We start from the raw sequence: 18,966 nt of genomic DNA, 5'->3' as shown, positions 1-18,966 counted from the left end.
GGCGCGGCATATGGCACCTCCAGAAACCTTTCGGCAGCAGTATTCCCGCAGTTCCTCCCCCTGCTTCACTCGCGGCCCGTCCGCGGAATTGGCCAGGAACGAGCGGCCCACCACCGTTGGCCGTCCGGTCGACTCTCCGCCTGGGAGCGAAAAGTGCCGCAGACACGACGCCGCAATGAAATCCTGCGGGCCCTGCTGGCGGAGGCCCGCTGGACCCAGGCCGCGCTCGCCCGGTCGGTCAACGCGCTCGCCGCGGAGATCGACCTGGACCTGACCTACGACCGCACGGCCGTCTCCCATTGGCTGAGCGGTACGCAGCCGGCTCCGCCGGTGCCCGAACTGATAGCGGAAGCGCTGACCAGACGCCTGGGCCGGTCCGTCTCCCCGAGTGCGGCAGGACTCGGACGCGCCCCTTCCGGGCCGCCGGGTGGGCGGCTGCCCGACCATGTCTTGCCGGCCGAATCGGCGCTCACCGATCTGTGCAGCATGGAGCGCGACCCCGCCCGCCGGGTGTCCGCACGACTCCAGCCGTACCGGGAATCGGACCTCGCGGGCGCGCAGGCCCAACCCCGCTCCTGGACGACGCGTCCCGCGGTGCGGCGCGCGGAGAACGAGGACGAACTCGCCGTCGTCCGGCTCGCGGTGCGCTTCTACGCGGCGTCCTTCAACGCGCACGGCGGCCGGCGGGCCCGCTCGACGCTGGCCACCTACCTGGCGGACGACGTCGTTCCCCGGCTGCGGGAGACGACGGACCAGGACACCCACCGGGGCCTGCTGGTGGAGACCTCCCGACTCACCTTTCTGCTCGCGCGGATGTACCAGGACGCGGCCGTCCACGGACTCGCCCAGCGCCACTTCCACACCGCCCTGCGACTCGCCGCCGAGTCCGCGGACGCCACCGCCTGGGCCGTCGTCCTGCGGGGACTGAGCGCCCAGGGACTCGCGCTGGGCCACCGGCGGATGGCGCTCCAGGCCGCCGAGGCCGCCGCCTCCACCGCCGTCGCGCCGGACGGCGGCACCCGGGCGTTCCTGTTGTCCCAACTCGCGGTCGCCCAGGCCGCCTGCGGTCTGCGCCATGCGGCCCTCACCTCCCTGGGCACGGCCGAGCGCGCGGCCGAGTCGGGCGCGCGGAGCGGGGGCGCGCCGGGTCCCTTCCACACCTACGCACCCTCGGCGCTGGAGTTCCAGAGCGCCGAGGTCCTCCGACACCTGGGAGATCTGCCGGCCGCGCAGGCGGCCATGCTCCACTCCTTGGCGCGGCGTTCGGGCGACGACCACCGAGGGCTGGCGCTGAGTCATGCCCGGCACGCCGAGATCCTCGTCGGTCTCGGCCATGTGGAGGAGGCCTGCACCGCCTGGAGTTCCTTTCTCGATCAGTACGTCCATGTGCGGTCGGGTGCGGCGGATCTCGCGGTGAGCCGGCTACGGCAGCTCCTCGCCCCCTTTCGCCCGCTCCCCGCGGTGACCGCGATTCTGCACCGTACGTCGGCGCTGACATCCGTTTATCCGCGACCCTGAACTATTCGACCAGCTGTGCGTTTTCACGCCTTTCAACATCTCTGCGTATCGCGGAATCGCCATCCTCGCCAAAGTTCACTGTTCAATCGAAGGGAAGGCACCGCGGGACGGAAAGGGGCGGTGAGAATGCGCCATGCCACCGGCATTTACCCGGGTGAAAGCGAGACGTTACCCCGTCAGGTCGTCCACCTCTTTCCGGGGCAGGGCGACTTCGCCGTCAGCCCACTCGTCCGGGTGGCCCGCGCACACGACTGCGTACGCACGGCGGTGGCCGAGGTGTTCGGGGAAGTGGCGGAGGTGGGCCGGGAGTTCGGTATCGCGCCCCTTGCGAAGCCGCTGCTCGGCGACTCGCCCCCCAGTGGCCGCGACCTCGCCGCCGCCACCGTCGGTACCGCCCAACTCGCCCTGTTCTGCTCCTCGATGGCGGTCCACCGCGCACTGTGCGCCATCGGGAGGGCACCCGACCAGGTCCTCGGGGTAAGTTTCGGGGAGATCGCGGCGCTCACCGCGGCCGGTGTCTTCGACCTCGCCGCCGGAGCCCGGATCGCCTGCCTGCTGGCACAGCAGCTGACGCGCTGCGCGGGCGGGATGACGCTGATCGGCGCCTCGGAGTGCCGCACCCATGCGCTGCTGCGCGAGGCCGGCTCCGTGGAACTGGCCCTGGCCTGTGTGAACGACCCCGGCGAGACCGTGGTCAGCGGGCCCGTGGCGGCCCTTGCGGCCCTGGAGGAAATCGCCCGGCGCCAGGGGCTGCCGGCCTCCCGGTTGCGGCTGCCGTTCTCCTCCCACCACCCGTCGCTGACCGGACCGGCGGACGCCTTCGCGGCCTCCATCCGGCGACTCGCCGCCCGACCCGCCCGGATGCCGGTGCTCTCCGCCGTCCACGGCGGCCCCTACGGGCCCGGCGACGATGTGCACCGCGGACTGGCGAACTGCCTGATCCGCCCGGCACGGCTGCCCAAGGTGCTGCACCAACTGACCACCCGCGGTGCCGCGTTGCTCCTGGAGGCGGGAACCGGCCGCGCGCTGACCCGCAACGCCCGGCACACCCTGCCGCCCGCCGCGGCCACCGCCCACGCACCCCTCGCCGATCCCGGATTCCCCTGGCCGCCCGCCGCCCAGGCCACCACCACGCCGACCGGCCGTCCCCCCACCGCCACTTGGAGCAGTCCCGATGACCACACACCTGCCACCACGCGGTGAACTGCACGACCTGATCAACGGGACGTCTCCGGACCCGCTGCGCGGCCGACTGCGCGCGGCCCTGACGGCCACCGACGAACCCCCGCCAGCGGACTCCGAGGAGCGCGCCCACCGCATCCACCGGCGGCTGCGCCGGCTCGCCGACACCCTGCCGCCGGCCGCCGAGCTGCTGTCCGACCCCCGGCGGCTCGCGCTGCTCGGCGAGTGCGTCGCGGTCGCCGATCCGCCGCTGTACATGGCCACCCTCTCCCACTACGCGCTCTGCCTGGGATCGGTCATCGCGCTGACGGACGACCCGGTCCGCCTCGGAAGCCGGTGGGAGGCGCTGGCGAGCGCCCGCGCCAAGGGCGTGTTCATGGTGACGGAGATCGGCGACGCCAGCAGCCACCTGGGCATCCGCACCACCGCCCAATTCGACCCGCAGGCCCGGGAGTTCCGGCTCAGCACGCCCGACGCGGGGGCGGCCAAGTTCTCCAGCGTCGGCTCCTCGCGGATGCCGCAGACGGCCGTGGTGTGCGCACGGGTACTGGCCGGCGGGGCGGACCGCGGGGTGTTCTCCTTCGTGGTGGACCTCACCGACGAGCACGGCCCGCTGCCGGGCGTGGAGATCTCCCGCAGCGTCGAGCTGCCGGCCCTGCCGATGGACTACGCGCTGGTGCGCTTCCACGGCGTGCGGCTGCGCCACGAGCAGTGGCTCCGGGACCGCGCCCGCATCGACGACGCAGGGGCGTTCCACGATCCGCTCGGCAGCCCGGACGCCCGGCTCCAGCGGACCCTGTGCGTGGGGCAGGTCCTGTGGGCCACGCTGCCCTCGGCGATGGCCGCCATGGCACGGGAGTGCGCGGTACAGGCGCTGCGCTTCTCCGCGCACCGGCGGACCCACGGCCGGCTGGCCCCGGGGGCGAGCGTGCTGACCTACCGCAACCAGCAGCACGCGCTGCTCGGTTGCCTGGCCGAGTCCTTCGCCCTCACCTGCGCCGGCCGGACCGCCCGCGAGATCTGGACCAGAACGCGCGCCGTGGCCGCCCGCCGCACCGCGACGGGGGGCCGGGCGGACGGGATGACCTTCGCGCCGTGGACCGCGGTCGACCGGCCCCTCGCGGTGCTCAAGGCGCTCACCGTGCGCGGCACCGCGCGGGTGGCCGCCGAGTGCCAGCACCGGTGCGGGGTCGCGGGCTTCCTGCAGCCCAACCTGCTGGCGGGGTACCACGGGTTCGCCCATGCCTTCGACAGCGCCGGCGGCGACAGCCAGCTGATCCTGCTGGACGCCGGCCGGGCCCTCGCGGCGGAGGGCGCCCACCACGGGCCGTACGCCGCCGGCCGGGGCACCGCACCGGCACCCACCGTCCCAGCGGATCACCCCGCGTGGTGGCCGGCGGTCACCCGGGCCCAGGAGGCCCGGCTGGCGGGGGAGTTGCACCGGACCCTGGAACAGCGGACCCAGGCCGGACTCGCGGGCCTGGAGCTGTGGAATCCGCTGCTGGACGCGGCCCGCGAACTCGGCGAGGCGTACGGGAGCCGGCTCGTCGCCGAGAGCCTGGCCGGCGCCCTCGCGGCGGTCGACGACCCCGGACTGCTGGCGGTGCTGCGTCCCCTGGCGGCGCTGTACGGGGCGGTCGAGGCGCGCCGCCTGGCCGGCGGCCTCCAGGCCACCGGCGTGCTGGGCGCGGCCGCGGTGCGGGCGCTGCCCGCGGTGCTGGACGGCCTGTGCGACCGGCTGCTGCCCCATCTCCCCCTGCTGGAGGAGGCCATGAGCGCCGTGGGCGGTGTGCTGCCCGTCCCTCTGGGCGCCGACGACTACGCCGCGGCCCTGACCGAGTCCCTCGACCCGCGATCGGAAAGGCCGTCATGAGCCACACCTGCCCGAGGACGCCCCGTATCGGAGTGGTGGGCATGGGCACCTACCTGCCCCGCACCACCCGGACCAACCAGGACGTCGCGGCGGCGGCGGGCGTCACACCCGAGTGGATCAGCCGGCGCACCGGTGTGCACACCCGGCATGTGGCCGACCCGGCAGAGGCCGCCTCCGATCTGGCGGCGGCCGCGGTGCGGGCCGCGGTGGCCGCCGCCAACATCGACATCGACCAGGTCGACGTGCTGATCGCGGCCACCTCCACCCCCGACGAGCTGGGCCCCTCCACCGCCTGCCGGGTCCAGGCCCTGACCGGCGCCCGCCACGCGGTGGCGCTGGACGTCAGCGCGGCCTGCGCCGGCTGGCTGTTCGCGGCCCGGGTCGCCCACGACTGGCTCCGCGGCAACCGCGGCTCCCGGTACGCGGCGGTCGTCGGCGTCGAGGCGTACTCCAAGTTCATCGATCCCGCGGACCGCGGCACCGCGGTGCTCTTCGCCGACGGTGCGGCCGCCGCGATCCTGGGCCCCGTCCCGGGCGGCGGCGGATTCACCGACTTCCGCCTCGGCTCCGACGGTACCGGCGCCCACCACGTGCTCATCCCCGCGGGCGGCAGCCGCATCCCCGCCAGCCCCGCCACGCTCGGTGCGCACCGGCACCACATCCACATGGACGGCCGTGCGGTCCGCGATTTCATCGCCCGGATCTTTCCGCAGCTGGTCAACGAGGCCCTGGTCCGCAACCGGCTCCGGCTGGAGGACATCGACGCCTACATCACCCACCAGCCCAACCCCGTACTGCTGCGCGACCTCGGCGAGCGCATCGGCATCCCGCCGGAGCGGCTGGTCATCGTCGGCGACGAGGTGGGCAACATCGGTGCCGCCAGCGCCCCGTACGCACTGGCCACCGCCGCCTCCCGCGGTCTGCTGCCGCGCGGCGGCCGGATCCTGCTCGCCGTCTTCGGCGCCGGAGTGACCTGGGGCAGCGCCCTGCTGACCTGGACCGGCGCACCCGCCATCCGGATAGCGCCGGCCCGCACCCCGCACACCGCCGCACCGCCCGCCCGCACCCCCGCTGTGCAAAGGAGTTCCCGATGACCGCACTCGCCTCGTTCCGGCTGGACGGCGCCCGCACTCTGGTGACCGGTGCCTCCCGCGGCATCGGCAAGGCCGTGGCCGTGGCGCTCGCCCAGGCCGGCGCCGACCTGGCGCTGTCCGCCCGGACCTCGGCCGCGCTGAAGGAGACCGCCCGACTCGTCGCGGAGGAGGGGCGCACCGTGGCCCTCGTGCCGGGCGACCTCGCCGAGCCGGGGGCCGCGGACGCCGTGGTCGACGACGCCGCGGCGCAGCTCGGCGGGCTCGACGTCGTGGTCCACAACGCGGGCATCCTCTCCTCCCGGCCCGACGGCAGCCCCACCATGGACACGTTGCAGGACTCCGACCAGGACGACTGGAACCGGGTGCTGTCGGTCAACCTCAACGCCACCGCCGCCCTGTGCCGGCGCGCGCACCGCCACCTGGTCGCCTCGCCGCGGGCCGCCGTGGTGCTGATGTCGTCCCTCGCCGGTGTGGTCGGCACACCGAGGATGGAGGCGTACGCGGCCTCCAAGGCGGCGCAGATCTCGCTGGCCCGCAGCCTTGCGGTCGGCTGGGCCCGTGCGGGCATCCGGGTCAACGCGCTGTGCCCGGGCTGGACCCGTACGGACATGACCGCGTTCGCCTACTCCACGGGGCCGCTGTCCGACTGGCTGATGGCCCATGTCCCGCTGGGCCGTTGGGCCGAGCCGCACGAGGTGGCCTGCGCCGCGCTCTACCTCGCCTCGCCCGCCGCGTCCTACCTCACCGGTCAGGCGCTGGTGCTCGACGGCGGCGCCGGTGTCCCCGACGGCGGGCTGGCCGGAATCCCCAAACCCCCCTCCCCGTTCGCCGCCTGACCCGACTACCCCACGACCTGAGGACTGCCGACCATGACCAAGGTGAGCCCCACCGCCGTGATCCACGGCATCGGGACCTGTCTGCCCCCACGCGTGCTCTCCAACGAGGACGTCAAGCGCCGTGGTGTGCTGGACACCACCGACGAGTGGATCCGCTCCCGCACCGGCATCCTCCGACGCCGGGCCGCCGACGACGGCACGAGCACCGGCGACCTCGCGGTGGCCGCCGGCCGGGCCGCGCAGGCCTCCGCGCGCGCCCGCGCGGACCTGGTCCTGGTGGCCACCACCACCCCGGACCGCCGTTGCCCGGCCACCGCCCCCGAGGTCGCCCACCGGCTCGGCCTGGGCACGGTCCCCGCCTTCGACCTGGCGGCCGTGTGCTCCGGCTTCGTCTACGGGGTCACCGTCGCCACCGCACTGGTCCGCACCGGGGTCTGCGCCCGGCCGCTGGTGATCGGTGCCGAGAAGTACTCCAGCATCATCGACCCGCTGGACCGGGACACCGCGGTGATCTTCGGTGACGGCGCGGGGGCGGTCCTGCTGCGCGCCGGGGACCGAGCCGAGCCGGGCGCCGTCGCCGCCGTCGACTGGGGCTCGGACGGCGGGGGCAGCGACCTGATCGCCATCGCCGCCGGCGGCTGCCGCCAGCCCGACACCTCGCGCCATCTGTGCCGCGAGGACCGCTACTTCCGGATGAGCGGCCGCGAGGTGTACGGGCAGGCCGTCCGCCGGATGACCGAATCGTCGCTGGCGGTGCTGGGACGGGCCGGCTGGCAGCCCGACAGCGTCGGGGCGTTCATCGGACACCAGGCCAACCAGCGCATCCTCGACTCGGTCGCCGACCGGGTGGGCATCGCCCGGCGGCACCGCTTCGGCAACATCCGCGACGTCGGCAACACCGCCGCCGCCTCCATCCCGTTGGCCCTCGCCGACACCGCCCGCCGCAAGCTCGTCCGCCCCGGGACGCGCACCCTGCTGACCGCGTTCGGCGGCGGACTGACCTGGGGTTCGATCGCGCTGAACTGGCCCTCCGCGCTGCCCTGGGCGCACGAACCCGAACCTCGCACCACCACCCACACCACCACCCACCCCGCGCACCGGAGGAAGCAGCCATGGAAAGTGTCTACGACCACCTCGTGACCGTACTTGCGGACAAGTTCGAGGTCGACGCCGACGCCATGCGGCCCGACAGCACACTGGCCGGCCTCGAACTCGACTCGCTCGCCGTCGTCGAGCTGTACGTCACGCTCCAGGAGCACTTCGAGATCCCCCTGGAAGAGGACGACTCCGCCGCCGGCCTGACGCTGGAACAGCTCGCCCGGACCGTCGACGCACAGCTGTCCGCGGCCGGCGCACCGTCCGACGGCGGAGCCCCCCGGTGAGCGGTCGCGCCGGGAACGGGGACCTGGCTGTCACCGGAATCGGGCTGGTCACGCCCGCCGGCGCCGGCACCGCGCAGACCTGGGCCGGCGTCTGCGCGGGGCGGGGCACCGCGGCGGAGGACCCCGCGCTGGCCGGCCTCCCGGTCTCCTTCTCCTGCCGGGTGCCCGGCTTCGATCCGCGGATACGGGTGCCCGGAGCCCGGCCCTGGAGACACGACCGGTTCACCCAGTTCGCGCTGGCGGCCGCCGGGGAAGCCGTCGCCGACGCCGGACTCGACCCGGCTGTATGGGACGGCTCCCGGGTCGCGGTCGTCCTCGGCTCGGCGGCCGGGGGAGTGCAGACCTACGAGGACCAGTCGCGCAAGCTGCTGCACACCGGCCCCCGGTCGGTCTCACCGCTCACCCTGCCCGGCTTCCTGCCCAACATGGCCGCGGGGCAACTGGCGATCGAACTCGGGGCCCACGGCGCGGTGCTGCACACCGCCACGGCCTGTGCGTCCGGCGCCACCGCCATCGCCCTCGCGGCGGTGCTGCTGCGCACCGACGCCTGCGATATCGCGGTCGCCGGCGGGGCCGACGCCATGGTCACGCCGCTGTGTGCCACCGCCTTCGCCAGGATGGGGGCGCTCTCCCGGCGCCACGGCAGCCCGGCCGCCGCCTCCCGACCCTTCGACGCCGCCCGCGACGGCTTCGTCCTGGCCGAAGGGGCGGGCGTCCTGGTCATGGAGCGGGACACCGACGCGGCCGCCCGGCGCGCCCCGGTGCACGCCTGGCTCGCGGGTTACGGCCTGACCGCCGACGCCCACCACCAGGTGGTCCCCGACCCCGAGGGGCACGGGCTCCGGCGGGCCATGGAGCAGGCGGTACGGACGGCCGGGGCGGCCCCGCACGAGGTCGACCACGTCAACGCGCACGGGACCGGCACACCCCTCAACGACCGCACCGAAGCCGCCGCCGTACACAAGCTGTTCGGCGCCGACTCCCCGTCGGTGACCTCCGCCAAGGGCGTCATCGGCCACACCATGGGGGCGGCGGGCGCCATCGAGGCGGCCCTGACCGTGCTGACGGCGAAGCACCGACTCGTCCCGCCCATCGCCAACCTCCAACGGCCCGAACCGGAGTCCCGCGGGCTGGACCTGGTCAGCGGCGGACCCCGCCGGCAGGACATCCGCCTGGCGCTCAGCAACTCCGCGGGCTTCGGCGGACACAACGCGGTGCTCGCCTTCCGGCCGGGACCGCCGCCACCCGATCCCTCCCACAACGGAGCCCGCCCCGCCCACGACCGCTCCCACGCCTCTGACCGCGGAGAATAAATGCCGTACCGCGCACCCGTAGCCACGACCCCCGACATCCGGATCCCGGACCTCGAAAGGCTCTACGACGCCGTCCGGCGACGCAATCCCGGGGAGCCGGAATTCCATCAGGCGGTGCGCGAGGTCCTGGATTCCCTCGCACCGGCCCTGCACGCCCATCCGGAGTTCGCCGAGCCGGGCCTGATCGAGCGCATCACCGAACCCGAACGGCAGGTGATGTTCCGGGTCCCCTGGCAGGACGACTCGGGCACCACACTCGTCCACCGGGGATTCCGGGTGGAGTTCAGCAGCACTCTGGGCCCCTATAAGGGCGGCCTGCGCTTCCACCCCTCCGTGAACCTCGGCATCGTCAAATTCCTGGGCTTCGAGCAGGTGTTCAAGAACTCCCTCACCGGCCTCGGCCTCGGCGGTGCGAAGGGCGGTAGCGACTTCGACCCACGAGGCCGCTCCGACCGCGAGGTGATGCGCTTCTGCCAGTCCTTCATGACCGAACTCCACCGCCATGTCGGCGAGCACACCGACATCCCGGCCGGCGACATCGGGGTGGGCACCCGGGAGATCGGCTTCCTCTTCGGCCAGTACCGGCGCATCACCAACCGCTGGGAGTCCGGCGTGCTCACCGGCAAGGGCCGCGAATGGGGCGGGTCCGCGCTGCGTGCGCAGGCCACCGGGTACGGGAACGTGCTGTTCGCCGCCGAACTGCTGCACACCCGGGGCGAGGATCTGGACGGCCGGCGGGTCGCGGTGTCCGGCTCGGGCAATGTGGCCCTGTACTCGATCGCCAAGGCCCGGGACCTGGGGGCCCATGTGGTCACCGCCTCCGACTCAGAAGGCTGCGTGGTGGACGAGAAGGGCGTCGACGTCGAACTCCTGCGCCAGATCAAGGAGATCGAGCGCGGTCGGATCAGCGCGTACGCACAGCGTCGGGGCAGCTGCGCGGTCTACGTCCCCGGCGGCCGGGTCTGGGACGTCCCCTGCGATGTCGCGCTGCCCTCGGCCACCCAGAACGAACTGGACGCCGATGCCGCGGCGACGCTGGTGCGCAACGGCGTCACAGTGGTGTCCGAGGGCGCCAACATGCCCACCACCCCCGACGCCGTCCGCGTTCTGCACAGTGCCGGAGTGGCCTTCGGCCCGGGGAAGGCGGCCAACGCGGGCGGTGTGGTCACCAGCGCCTTCGAGATGCAGCAGAACTCCCGGCGGGAGAGCTGGAGTTCCCTCCGCGTGGCCGAGCGGCTCGCCCTCGCCATGCGCACGATCCACGACACCTGCCGCCAGACCGCGGAGCGCTACGGCGCCCCCGGAAACTACGTGCTCGGCGCCAACATCGCCGGCTTCACCCGCCTGGCCGCCGCGATGCTCGCCCAGGGCGTGGTGTGAACGCGCGGCCCCGCCCGACGCACCGGGCGGGGCCCTCGGCCCGACATCCCGTCAGTCGACGGTGTCCATGAAGTGCAGCATCCGCTGGTTGACCTCCTCCGCATGGTCGATCTGCGGTCCGTGGCCGGTGGCGGAGACGATCTCGGCTCGGGCTCCCGGCACCAGGCGGGGCACGCGCTCCACCTGCCGCTGCGGGTGCACCAGGAGGCTGCGCCTACCGAGCACCAGGTAGAGCGGGGTGCGGATGGTGCGCAGTTCGTCCTCGGACAGGGGGAGCGGAGCCGGGCGGCGGATGCGGTAGGCGCGCACCCCCGCCCGGACCATCGCGCGCAGCTCCGGCACGATGAGGACCGGCTGCTCCAACCAGGCCGCCAGCCGCGGGCGCCACGCCTTGGGCGCGAAGGTCGCGAAGAGGCTGACGAAGATCCAGGTGAAGAAGCGCAGGCCGACCTTCTCCAGCCCGCCCGGGTCGAGCAGCGTGACCGACGCGAGGCGGCCGGGCCTGCGATGCACCTGGTTCAGCACGAGCCATCCGCCGTAGGAGGAGCCGACCAGGTGCACCCGGTCGAGGCCGAGCCCGGCAAGCGCCTCGTCCAACCACTGTGCGGCACGCTCGGGTTGGTGGAGGGACTCGCGCTGCTCGCTGCGCCCGGGGTCGCCCGGTGTGTCGAGGGCGTAGACCGGCCGTTCGGCGCTGAGCGCCGCGGTGTTCGGGTACCACATGGCGGAGCAGGAGCCCGCCCCGTGCACCAGCACCACCGGGGTGCGCGCGGCGGCGGCGGGGTCCGCGGGGGCGTAGCGGTAGACGTGCGTGGTGCCGAAGGCGGTCTCCACGTCCAACTCCTCGCTGGCGGGCGCCCCCAGGGCAAAGACCGCGTCGCAGGTCGCGAAGTAGCGGTCACGCAAGGCATCGCTCACATACCGGCCGACATCGGTCCGGGCGCGGGTCATGGTCTCGGGCACGGTGGCCACCTCCTGGAGCGTCCATCTTTGTGGTACGACGGTATCACCATGATGGTACAGCCGTATCATGAAGGTGCCCGACCGGGCCCAGACCGAGCGAACCCAGAGCGGAGAAGCGGCCGATGCCGAAGCGGGTGGACCACGAAGAACGACGTACCGAGATCGCCGAGGCGCTCGTCCGGGTCGCGGGGCGGTGCGGACTCCACGCCGTGGGGATGCGCGACGTGGCGGCGGAGGCGGGGGTGTCGCTGCGGCTGGTGCAGTACTACTTCCAGACCAAGGAGAAGCTGCTGCTCTACGGGCTGCAGCACCTGACCGAGCGGTTCGGCGAACGGGTCACCGCCCGGGTGCGCGCCGCCGGGGACGACCCCGGGCCGCGGGTGGTGATCGAAGCCGTGCTGAAGGCATCGCTGCCCACCGACGAGGCCGGCATCGGCTTCCACCTCGTCTACACGTCGTACGCCATCCTGTCCGTCACCGACCAGGCGCTCGCCGGCCAGCCCTTCACCGACGACCCCGCCGCGGCCGAGGACGCCGTGACCGGCCTGCTCCAACAGGCGCGGCAGGCCCACCTCACCCCGCCCGGCATGGACGCACGCGTCGAGGCGATCGGCCTGCTCGCCATGGCCGCCGGCCTCGGCACCAGCATCCTGGTCGGCCACCGCACGCCGGAGTCCGCCGCCGCGGTCCTCGACCACCACCTCGACCGGCTCTTCCCGCCCCGCGGCGGCGACGCACCGCCGCGCAAGGCCAAGGAGTGAGATCCGCCCCCACGCGGCTGAGTAGGCCTCCCGATGGCGGCGGGCGTCATCGACGCGTTGACTCGCTCCCCTGTCGGTCACGCCGGTCGCGCGGTGCCTCGGCGTCCCCCTCGTCCCTTCCGGCCTCAGGCCTGGCCGTCGTCGGCGTCGTCCAGCAGGTGGGCACCGTTGTTGCGCACGTTGTTGACCGCGGTGGACACCGCCCGGGCGTCCAGGTGCCCGGCGGCCGGGGCCGCCAGCAGCGCGCGGAGCTCGTCGGCGTCGTGGTGGGCGGGGTCGAGCCAGGCGCTCCAGTCGTCCGGGGCGATGGCCAGCGGCATGCGCGGGTGGACGCGTCCGGCGGCGTCGGTGGCCTCGGTCGTGATGAGGGTGCAGGTCGTCCACCAGGCCCCGGGCGCCTCGTCGTCAAAGACGTCGGGGTCGCGCCAGAATTCGTAGAGGCCGGCGAGGGCCATGACCTGACCGTCCTCGGGGCTGATGAAGTACGGCTGCTTACGGGCCTTGGCGGTCTTGGTCGCGGCGATCGCCTGCCACTCGTAGAAGCCGTCGGCCGGCAGCAGGCACCGTCGCTTGGCGAAGGCCCGGCGGTAGGCCGGTTTCTCCGCGACGGTCTCCACCCTGGCATTGATCATTTTCGCGCCGACGTTCAGGCTCTTCGCCCACGACGGCACCAGGCCCCAGCGCAACGGCCGCAGCTGCCGGGTGATCTCGCCGGTGTCGCGCTCGACGCGCTCCAGCACCGACCACACATGATCGGTCGGGGCCACGTTCCAGCTCGGATCCAGCGTCTGGTCGGCGTCCCAGCGGGCGACGTCGAACGTGGCCGCGAGATCCTCCGGGCGGCGGGTGGAGACGTATCTTCCGCACATGCCCCCACCCTGCCACGCGATCGGCGGCCGGCCGGCACCCATACCGGCAGACCGCTCACCTTGATAGGCAAGTCTCTACTTGCCTATGGTGGGGGTATGTCGGAGGATGTCTTCAAGGCGCTGGCCGACCCCACCCGTCGGCGCATCCTTGACGAGCTGGTGGAACGGGACGGCCAGACCCTGTTCGAGATATGCGCGCGGCTGGTGACCAAGCACGGCCTGGGGCTCTCTCGCCAGGCGATCAGCCAGCACCTGGCCGTACTCGAATCCGCGGGTCTGGTCCGTTCGCGGCGCGAAGGTCGCTACAAGTTCCACGATCTGAACACCGAACCCCTTGAGCGCGTCATGACCCGATGGCTCAGGCCCGACGCACCGGAGAGCACCCCATGAGAATCCATGTGACCAGCGTCTTCGTCGACGACCAGGTCAAGGCCCTGCGCTTCTACACCGACGTCCTGGGCTTCGTGAAGAAGCACGACATCCCGCTGGGCGGTGAGGCCCGCTGGCTGACCGTGGTCTCTCCGGAGGCCCCCGACGGGACCGAACTGCTGCTGGAGCCCTCCGGTCACCCCGCGGTGCCGCCGTACAAGTCGGCGCTGGTCCAGGACGGCATCCCGGCGGCCTCCTTCGCCGTGGACGACGTACAGGCGGAGTTCGACCGGCTGCGCGGGCTCGGCGTGTACTTCACCCAGGAGCCGCTGGCGATGGGCACCGTCACCACCGCGGTTCTGGACGACACCTGCGGCAACCTGATCCAGATCGTGCACAAACTGTAAGGCGCCCCCGCGACCCGCCGGCCCTTCTGGGAAGTGGCACTTCCTAGTAGCCCAGTTCGGCGAACCAGTCGCCTCTGCCTTTACGGGTGAGGTCGAGGAGGTGCCATACGGGGCTGAGCAGATCGATGCCTCGCTGGTCGATGTCGTCGGACATCCGGGGGTGCACCGAGTAGAAGTGGCGCACCGACCCGTCGTCGTCGCGGGTGAACACCGACACCGTCGAGTCCTGGTTGCCCTCGGCGTCCTCGCTGCCCAGGTCGTACTTGAAGGTGCCGGCCCCGGCGCTGAGCAGCCGCAGATCCGTCCACTTCCGGTTGCGGGCGTGCGCGCGGAGCGTGGGCAGATCGGCTGCGGCGACGATCGCCAGGTCGACGTTCTGCGCCACGTGGCGGGCCACGCCGTTGAACCCGTCGCACCACATCGTGCACATGGGGCACGGCTCGGTCTGCTGCTTGCCGTACATCAGGTGGTAGACGACCAGATCGCGTCCGGGCCGGGTGAACAGCTCGCCCAGGCGCACGGTCCGCGTCGGCGCGTCGCCGGCCCCCAGATCGGCGGGGCCCTCCTCGAACACGTAGTCGTCGACGACCGGGCCCAGCGGCAGCCGGCGACGCAGGTCGGCGACGCGTTCACGATGGCGCATCAGCTCGATCTCGGCCTGCCGCAGCTCCTCGCGGGCGCCGAGGTACTCGGCAGACTCCCCGGTGAGATGGGTGAGACGCATCGCTACTCCCGGCCTGGCCGCTGTCTGGTGGTCATGGTCGCCATCCGCTCTGGCCGACCACCGTATGCCGCGCACCAAGGCTCGCCGGGCAGTGCACCGACCAGGACGTGATCAGTGCACTCCGATGGATCAACCAAGATCCGCTGTGGCCGGCCCCGGTGCGCGTATGCGGCCACCGAGGTGGCAGGCGTGGCGCGGTCGCGTGATCGCGAACGTTGATGACGGTCGGTCAGGGAATCGCCACTTAGTGTGCACTTGGCGGTGATCGCCCTCCACGCGATCGGCCGCCCCTCCGGGCTCCGCCGGGAGCCACCACGTCCAGAAGGGATGACGCATGATCACCGATGCGCTGCGCACGGAGTACGAGCACCGTTTCTCCCTGTACGACACCGACGGCGACGGCTACCTGACCGCGCAGGACTTCACCGAGCGGGCGCGCCGTATGGCCGACGCCGCGGGCGAGCCTCCGGAGTCCCCCAAGGCGCAGGCGGTGCACGCCGGGATGCGCAACATCTTCGAGCAGCTCGCCGCCCTGACGAACGTCGACGCCGAGGGGCGACTGGACCGGGAGCAGTTCATCGCCGCGTTCGTCCGCGCCGGCGAGTCGGGGGACATCGGTCGGATGGTGTGGCCGTCGATCGCGGCGACGGTCGCACTGGCCGACACCGACGACGACGGCGTGGTGAGCCGTGCGGAGTTCACCGCCCTGCAGCGGGCGACCGGCTTCTCGGACGCCCAGGCGGAGCAGGCCTTCGCGGCGCTGGACCGTGACGGCGACGGCCAGTTGAAGGTCGCGGAGTACCAGGCCGCCCTGCACGAGTAGACCTGGGGCGCGCGCCGACTGCCCACCCGCGCCCCAGGGTCTGACCCCTCGGCCAGACCCTGGGGGAACGGGTCGTGGGAGGGTCGCTCCCCGTCGGCCACGAGGCAGCCGTCCAAGGCCGCTCGCAGCGCCTCGGGCCGCAGGCCGGTGCCGATGAAGAGCAGCTCCTGGCCCTGCGGGTCGTCGGCCGCGCGGGCGCCGGACCACCGGTCTGGGCGCGACGGTGGCGGGTGTTGCTGCGGGTTCCGCTTGGGTACGGCCATGGGGGATCTCATCACCTCGGTGCGGCGCGGTGACCACCCGCTATATGAAAATGGATCCCATTATCAAGTGCGCGTCTGGACCTGGTGGTGCGCAGGGTGTGGGGCGGAGCCCGCAGGCCAGATCCCCCTGGGGGCGCCCCCGTCACATCGCCACGATCACCGCATAGGCGATGAAGAACATCGCGCAGAGCACGACGAGGATGCCGAGGATGATGACCGGGCCCTTGGCCCAGCCCTTCGTCTGGACGTCGCGGGGGCCGGTTTCCGAGCCCGTGCTGCCCTCGCCCGCCGGGGTCTCCCCGGGCGGTACCCCTCCGACAGGGCCGAGGCCGGGAGTGCGGTCCGGATCCGAATTCTGAATGCCCATACCTCAAGACTGCCCGATATCGGAGGAAACGGCCGCTCCAGTCGTGGGTGATTTCGCGCGCCGCCGAGTCGGCGGTGGGGCGGTGGTGAGTCGGCGCCGAGTCACGGGCGTCGACGGGGTATGGGGCTGTCGCGCGGCGGGCCGGTGCGGGGGACCGCACCTGGGGGCGGCGGGGCGCCCGGGAGTCATGCTGATGCTTCCGCGCGACCGTATGATGGGACTCTGCGCTGGATACGAGCTTTCCAGACGGGATCCGAAGGCGGATCTCGGTCCTCTCGGAGCTCTGCTGCCACCATCCGAATGACCCTCAAGGAGTACGGCATGGGCATCGGAAAGAAGGCCAGGAGCATCGGCCAAATTGCCGAGGGAAAGGCCAAGGAAACGGTCGGTAAGGCCGTGGGCAACGCAAGCCTGGCGAGAAAAGGCAAGGCCGAAAGGGTCAAGGGGAAAGTGAATTACGCGATGGAGCGGGGCAAGGACAAATTCCGGCACTGAGCAACCCGCTCACGCGCCGACGATCACGGCCCGCCGGCGCACTCCGCGCCCCCGCCGCCCGCGCCCGTGCCGCTCCCCGGAGCCGCGGCCGCACGCACGGCCGCGGCTCGCCCCGCCGCGGCCGCGGCCCGTCCCACGGCCCCACCCCGCTCCCTGACTACGGCCGCGGCCCGACGACGTCCTCCCCGTGCCGGACGGTGATCGCCATGGCCGGACACACGTCGGCGGCGTCCAACGCGCGCTCGTCCTCCTCGATCCGGTCGTTCACCGGCCGGGCGTGGACGCCGTCGAGGACGAAGAGGTCCGGTGCGATGGCGGCGCAGGAGCCCGACGCCAGGCACTGGTGCGGGGCGATGTCGACTTCCCATGTCATCGGCGCACTCACCACCCCACCGGCATGACCCGCGGGCCGCGTACCAGCATCTGGCTCTTCCACTCCGGATCGCCGGCCAGGTGCAGCTTCGGGAACCGTGCGATCAGGGCGCCGAGCGCCTCCTGGAGTTCCAGGCGGGCCAGCGGGGCACCCAGGCAGTGGTGGGCGCCATGGCCGAAGCCGAGGTGCTGGTTCCCCGCCCGCGAGATGTCCAGCGTGCCGGGTGAGTCGAAGCGCAGCGCATCGCGATTGGCCGCGCCCACCGCCACCAGCACGGGGGTGCCGGCCCGCACCAGGGTGCCGCCGACCTCGATGTCCTCCTTGGCGTAGCGGGCCTGGCCCGCGCCGCTGCCCAGCGGGACGAAGCGGAGCAACTCCTCCACCGCGCCGTTGATCAGACCGGGCTGTTCGCGCAGGAGGGCGAGCTGGTCCGGGTGGTCGAGCAGGGCGAGGACGAAGTTGGGGATCTGGGTGGCGGTGGTCTCGTGCCCGGCGACGAGGATGCCGACGCACAGGTCGACGAGTTCGAGTTCGGACAGGCGGTCGCCGACGTCCCGGGCCTCGATGAGCGCGGTCATCAGGTCGTCCTGCGGGGCGCGCCGGTGTTCCTCGATCAACTTGCCCATGTAGCCGCGGAGTTCTTCGAGGTTGGCGTCGAGCTCCTCGGCGGTCAGTGAGCTGGTCGACAGGGCGGCGTCGCTCCACACCCGGAACCGCGGCCGGTCCTCGGTCGGGACGCCGAGCAGCCGGCAGATCACGGCGACGGGGATGGGCAGCGCGTAACGGTCCACCAGATCGGCCGGCGGTCCGGCGCTCTCCAGCTCGTCGAGGAGTTCGTTCGTCAGCTGCTTGACCTGAGGCCTGAGCTTCTCGACCTGGCGGACGGTGAACGCCTTGGCCACCAGCGCCCGCAGCCGGGTGTGGTCGGGCGGGTCCATGCCCAGGATGCCGCTGTCGCGGCGGCCCTCGGACTGCCGGGGCTCGTCGTGCCGCGCGCCCTCGGCACGGCTGAAGCGCTGATCGCCGAGGACGAAGCGGGCCTCGGCGTAACGGGTGACGAGCCAGGCCGGCTCGCCGTAGGGCATCCGTACCTTCAGGAGCCCCGGACGATGGCGCGCGCGCTCGTACTCGTCGGACAACTCAAGGCTCTCGGCGATATTGAAGGGGTAGGAGAGGGGTGCTGTGTCTGCTGTGGTCACGGCGACCTCCCTTGTGTAAGCACCTGCTTACAAGGTAGGCCGCTCCCTCGGGGCGGTCAACGACGCGATGTGGCCGTCATGGTGACGGTCCGACAGAGAGGAGCGTGACGAGACGATGGGGGAGACCCCGCAGCGCGGCACGGCGGGCGCGCACCGCAGGGATGCGCAGGGCACCCGGCTGCGTCTGCTCGATGCGGCGTCGGAACTCTTCGCCGAGCGCGGCTACGAACGGGCGACGGTACGGGACATCGCGGCCCGGGCCGGGGCCAACCAGGCCCTGCTGTTCCGCTACTTCGGATCGAAGAAGGCCCTGTTCGGAGAGGTGATGGCGCGCGGCGGGCAGGAGCAGCTGCGGACCACCCCCGCCGACCGGCTGTTCGAGGTCGCGCTGCGCGGCATGCTGGCCGGCGGCGCGGAATCCGACCGTTCGCTGGAGGTCTGCCTGCGCTCGATCGGTGGCAGCGACGAGATCGGGGACGCGCTGCGGGGGCTGGGGGAGGAGTACGCGGACGTCCTCGCCACGCTCTCCCGCTCCGAAAACGGCGGACTTCGCGCCGATCTGGCGCTGTCCTGGCTGCTGGGAATTGGCTTGATGCGTGTGGTGGTCGCCAAGGAACCTCTGGCGAGCGCCGACCCCGACACGGTCTGCGCGCTCGTCACGGGCGCGCTGGGAAGCCTGCTGGAAAGCCTGCCGGACGGCGGGGAGGAGGCGGACGTGCTGCGTTCCAGTGACTCCGCGGCGGGGCACCACCGTCGGGGTGAAACGCCAGCCTAA

21 protein-coding genes are annotated in these 18,966 nt (G+C 72.6%); 15 read left to right on the top strand and 6 right to left on the bottom strand.

Annotated elements, in window-relative coordinates; genetic code table 11:
* The first annotated feature begins 153 nt into the window (after positions 1 to 153).
* From WAB15_RS05855 to gdhA, 9 genes are all read left to right on the top strand, one after another.
* Complete coding sequence (locus tag WAB15_RS05855; protein ID WP_407285567.1) at positions 154 to 1,518, top strand: tetratricopeptide repeat protein; 1,365 nt, start codon at positions 154 to 156, stop codon at positions 1,516 to 1,518.
* Between the two features lie 126 nt (positions 1,519 to 1,644).
* Positions 1,645 to 2,721 carry an ACP S-malonyltransferase gene (locus WAB15_RS05850; protein WP_407285566.1) on the top strand — a complete coding sequence of 359 codons (1,077 nt, stop codon included), beginning with the start codon at positions 1,645 to 1,647 and terminating at the stop codon, positions 2,719 to 2,721.
* Positions 2,693 to 4,573, top strand: a complete 1,881-nt coding sequence (locus tag WAB15_RS05845) for an acyl-CoA dehydrogenase (protein ID WP_407285565.1) — start codon at positions 2,693 to 2,695, stop codon at positions 4,571 to 4,573. The genes WAB15_RS05850 and WAB15_RS05845 overlap by 29 nt, the downstream gene beginning before the upstream one ends.
* Positions 4,570 to 5,667, top strand: coding sequence for a 3-oxoacyl-ACP synthase III family protein (locus WAB15_RS05840; protein ID WP_407285564.1), 1,098 nt, complete (start codon positions 4,570 to 4,572; stop codon positions 5,665 to 5,667). The genes WAB15_RS05845 and WAB15_RS05840 overlap by 4 nt, the downstream gene beginning before the upstream one ends.
* Positions 5,664 to 6,503 carry an SDR family NAD(P)-dependent oxidoreductase gene (locus WAB15_RS05835; protein WP_407285563.1) on the top strand — a complete coding sequence of 280 codons (840 nt, stop codon included), beginning with the start codon at positions 5,664 to 5,666 and terminating at the stop codon, positions 6,501 to 6,503. The genes WAB15_RS05840 and WAB15_RS05835 overlap by 4 nt, the downstream gene beginning before the upstream one ends.
* Positions 6,504 to 6,536: 33 nt before the next feature.
* Complete coding sequence (locus WAB15_RS05830; protein ID WP_399147401.1) at positions 6,537 to 7,643, top strand: beta-ketoacyl-ACP synthase III; 1,107 nt, start codon at positions 6,537 to 6,539, stop codon at positions 7,641 to 7,643.
* Entirely contained in the window at positions 7,616 to 7,885 is a 270-nt protein-coding gene (locus WAB15_RS05825) for an acyl carrier protein (RefSeq protein ID WP_399147402.1), read from the top strand. The genes WAB15_RS05830 and WAB15_RS05825 overlap by 28 nt, the downstream gene beginning before the upstream one ends.
* Positions 7,882 to 9,198 (top strand): beta-ketoacyl-[acyl-carrier-protein] synthase family protein, encoded by a 1,317-nt coding sequence (locus tag WAB15_RS05820; RefSeq protein WP_399147403.1) that lies wholly within the window; start codon positions 7,882 to 7,884, stop codon positions 9,196 to 9,198. Before WAB15_RS05825 ends, WAB15_RS05820 begins: the two co-directional genes overlap by 4 nt.
* A complete protein-coding gene (gdhA, locus tag WAB15_RS05815) occupies positions 9,199 to 10,578 on the top strand; it encodes an NADP-specific glutamate dehydrogenase (RefSeq protein ID WP_399147404.1) in 1,380 nt (459 codons plus the stop codon).
* A gap of 51 nt (positions 10,579 to 10,629) precedes the next feature.
* On the opposite strand, the gene WAB15_RS05810 is transcribed toward gdhA, so the two are convergent.
* Positions 10,630 to 11,541, bottom strand: coding sequence for an alpha/beta fold hydrolase (locus tag WAB15_RS05810; protein WP_407285562.1), 912 nt, complete (start codon positions 11,539 to 11,541; stop codon positions 10,630 to 10,632).
* 122 nt (positions 11,542 to 11,663) lie between these two features.
* Between WAB15_RS05810 and WAB15_RS05805 the strand changes: the two genes are divergently transcribed.
* The gene (locus WAB15_RS05805) at positions 11,664 to 12,302 is read left to right on the top strand and encodes a TetR/AcrR family transcriptional regulator (RefSeq protein WP_407285561.1); all 639 of its coding nucleotides are present in this window, start codon (positions 11,664 to 11,666) and stop codon (positions 12,300 to 12,302) included.
* Between the two features lie 125 nt (positions 12,303 to 12,427).
* On the opposite strand, the gene WAB15_RS05800 is transcribed toward WAB15_RS05805, so the two are convergent.
* Positions 12,428 to 13,171 carry an SOS response-associated peptidase gene (locus WAB15_RS05800; protein ID WP_399147407.1) on the bottom strand — a complete coding sequence of 248 codons (744 nt, stop codon included), beginning with the start codon at positions 13,169 to 13,171 and terminating at the stop codon, positions 12,428 to 12,430.
* Between the two features lie 96 nt (positions 13,172 to 13,267).
* Between WAB15_RS05800 and WAB15_RS05795 the strand changes: the two genes are divergently transcribed.
* Together WAB15_RS05795 and WAB15_RS05790 are read left to right on the top strand one after the other, a co-directional pair.
* Entirely contained in the window at positions 13,268 to 13,561 is a 294-nt protein-coding gene (locus WAB15_RS05795) for an ArsR/SmtB family transcription factor (RefSeq protein ID WP_399147408.1), read from the top strand.
* A complete protein-coding gene (locus WAB15_RS05790) occupies positions 13,558 to 13,947 on the top strand; it encodes a VOC family protein (protein ID WP_407285560.1) in 390 nt (129 codons plus the stop codon). Before WAB15_RS05795 ends, WAB15_RS05790 begins: the two co-directional genes overlap by 4 nt.
* Before the next feature lie 43 nt (positions 13,948 to 13,990).
* On the opposite strand, the gene WAB15_RS05785 is transcribed toward WAB15_RS05790, so the two are convergent.
* Positions 13,991 to 14,671 carry a DUF899 family protein gene (locus WAB15_RS05785; protein ID WP_399147410.1) on the bottom strand — a complete coding sequence of 227 codons (681 nt, stop codon included), beginning with the start codon at positions 14,669 to 14,671 and terminating at the stop codon, positions 13,991 to 13,993.
* Positions 14,672 to 15,005: 334 nt separating this feature from the next.
* Here WAB15_RS05785 and WAB15_RS05780 point away from each other — a divergent pair, with 334 nt between their 5' ends.
* Positions 15,006 to 15,494 (top strand): EF-hand domain-containing protein, encoded by a 489-nt coding sequence (locus WAB15_RS05780; RefSeq protein WP_407285559.1) that lies wholly within the window; start codon positions 15,006 to 15,008, stop codon positions 15,492 to 15,494.
* Positions 15,495 to 15,899: 405 nt separating this feature from the next.
* On the opposite strand, the gene WAB15_RS05775 is transcribed toward WAB15_RS05780, so the two are convergent.
* Positions 15,900 to 16,124, bottom strand: a complete 225-nt coding sequence (locus WAB15_RS05775) for a DUF6480 family protein (protein WP_407285558.1) — start codon at positions 16,122 to 16,124, stop codon at positions 15,900 to 15,902.
* 321 nt (positions 16,125 to 16,445) lie between these two features.
* Between WAB15_RS05775 and WAB15_RS05770 the strand changes: the two genes are divergently transcribed.
* The gene (locus WAB15_RS05770) at positions 16,446 to 16,619 is read left to right on the top strand and encodes a CsbD family protein (protein ID WP_393492834.1); all 174 of its coding nucleotides are present in this window, start codon (positions 16,446 to 16,448) and stop codon (positions 16,617 to 16,619) included.
* Between the two features lie 157 nt (positions 16,620 to 16,776).
* Here WAB15_RS05770 and WAB15_RS05765 read toward each other — a convergent pair whose 3' ends face one another.
* Together WAB15_RS05765 and WAB15_RS05760 are read right to left on the bottom strand one after the other, a co-directional pair.
* Positions 16,777 to 16,992 carry a ferredoxin gene (locus WAB15_RS05765; RefSeq protein ID WP_399147414.1) on the bottom strand — a complete coding sequence of 72 codons (216 nt, stop codon included), beginning with the start codon at positions 16,990 to 16,992 and terminating at the stop codon, positions 16,777 to 16,779.
* 8 nt (positions 16,993 to 17,000) lie between these two features.
* Positions 17,001 to 18,191, bottom strand: a complete 1,191-nt coding sequence (locus WAB15_RS05760; protein WP_399147415.1) for a cytochrome P450 — start codon at positions 18,189 to 18,191, stop codon at positions 17,001 to 17,003.
* A gap of 115 nt (positions 18,192 to 18,306) precedes the next feature.
* On the opposite strand from WAB15_RS05760, the gene WAB15_RS05755 reads away from it, so the two are divergent.
* Entirely contained in the window at positions 18,307 to 18,966 is a 660-nt protein-coding gene (locus WAB15_RS05755; RefSeq protein ID WP_407285557.1) for a TetR/AcrR family transcriptional regulator, read from the top strand.

It is taken from the genome of Streptomyces sirii, assembly GCF_045690365.1.
In the GTDB taxonomy this organism is placed as follows: domain Bacteria; phylum Actinomycetota; class Actinomycetes; order Streptomycetales; family Streptomycetaceae; genus Streptomyces; species Streptomyces sirii.
Note: the sequence above shows the minus strand (reverse complement) of the source record. Positions and strands in the feature narration are given on the sequence as shown.

Excerpts from the sequence above, each read along its gene's own strand:
- gdhA (WP_399147404.1), top strand. The coding sequence starts at position 9,199 with ATGCCGTACCGCGCACCCGTAGCCACGACCCCCGACATCCGGATCCCG.
- WAB15_RS05805 (WP_407285561.1), top strand. The coding sequence starts at position 11,664 with ATGCCGAAGCGGGTGGACCACGAAGAACGACGTACCGAGATCGCCGAG.
- WAB15_RS05835 (WP_407285563.1), top strand. The coding sequence starts at position 5,664 with ATGACCGCACTCGCCTCGTTCCGGCTGGACGGCGCCCGCACTCTGGTG.
- WAB15_RS05780 (WP_407285559.1), top strand. The coding sequence starts at position 15,006 with ATGATCACCGATGCGCTGCGCACGGAGTACGAGCACCGTTTCTCCCTG.
- WAB15_RS05790 (WP_407285560.1), top strand. The coding sequence starts at position 13,558 with ATGAGAATCCATGTGACCAGCGTCTTCGTCGACGACCAGGTCAAGGCC.
- WAB15_RS05770 (WP_393492834.1), top strand. The coding sequence starts at position 16,446 with ATGGGCATCGGAAAGAAGGCCAGGAGCATCGGCCAAATTGCCGAGGGA.
- WAB15_RS05800 (WP_399147407.1), bottom strand. The coding sequence starts at position 13,171 with ATGTGCGGAAGATACGTCTCCACCCGCCGCCCGGAGGATCTCGCGGCC.
- WAB15_RS05765 (WP_399147414.1), bottom strand. The coding sequence starts at position 16,992 with ATGACATGGGAAGTCGACATCGCCCCGCACCAGTGCCTGGCGTCGGGC.
- WAB15_RS05830 (WP_399147401.1), top strand. The coding sequence starts at position 6,537 with ATGACCAAGGTGAGCCCCACCGCCGTGATCCACGGCATCGGGACCTGT.
- WAB15_RS05840 (WP_407285564.1), top strand. The coding sequence starts at position 4,570 with ATGAGCCACACCTGCCCGAGGACGCCCCGTATCGGAGTGGTGGGCATG.
- WAB15_RS05845 (WP_407285565.1), top strand. The coding sequence starts at position 2,693 with ATGACCACACACCTGCCACCACGCGGTGAACTGCACGACCTGATCAAC.
- WAB15_RS05785 (WP_399147410.1), bottom strand. The coding sequence starts at position 14,671 with ATGCGTCTCACCCATCTCACCGGGGAGTCTGCCGAGTACCTCGGCGCC.
- WAB15_RS05825 (WP_399147402.1), top strand. The coding sequence starts at position 7,616 with ATGGAAAGTGTCTACGACCACCTCGTGACCGTACTTGCGGACAAGTTC.
- WAB15_RS05755 (WP_407285557.1), top strand. The coding sequence starts at position 18,307 with ATGGGGGAGACCCCGCAGCGCGGCACGGCGGGCGCGCACCGCAGGGAT.
- WAB15_RS05775 (WP_407285558.1), bottom strand. The coding sequence starts at position 16,124 with ATGGGCATTCAGAATTCGGATCCGGACCGCACTCCCGGCCTCGGCCCT.
- WAB15_RS05850 (WP_407285566.1), top strand. The coding sequence starts at position 1,645 with ATGCGCCATGCCACCGGCATTTACCCGGGTGAAAGCGAGACGTTACCC.
- WAB15_RS05795 (WP_399147408.1), top strand. The coding sequence starts at position 13,268 with ATGTCGGAGGATGTCTTCAAGGCGCTGGCCGACCCCACCCGTCGGCGC.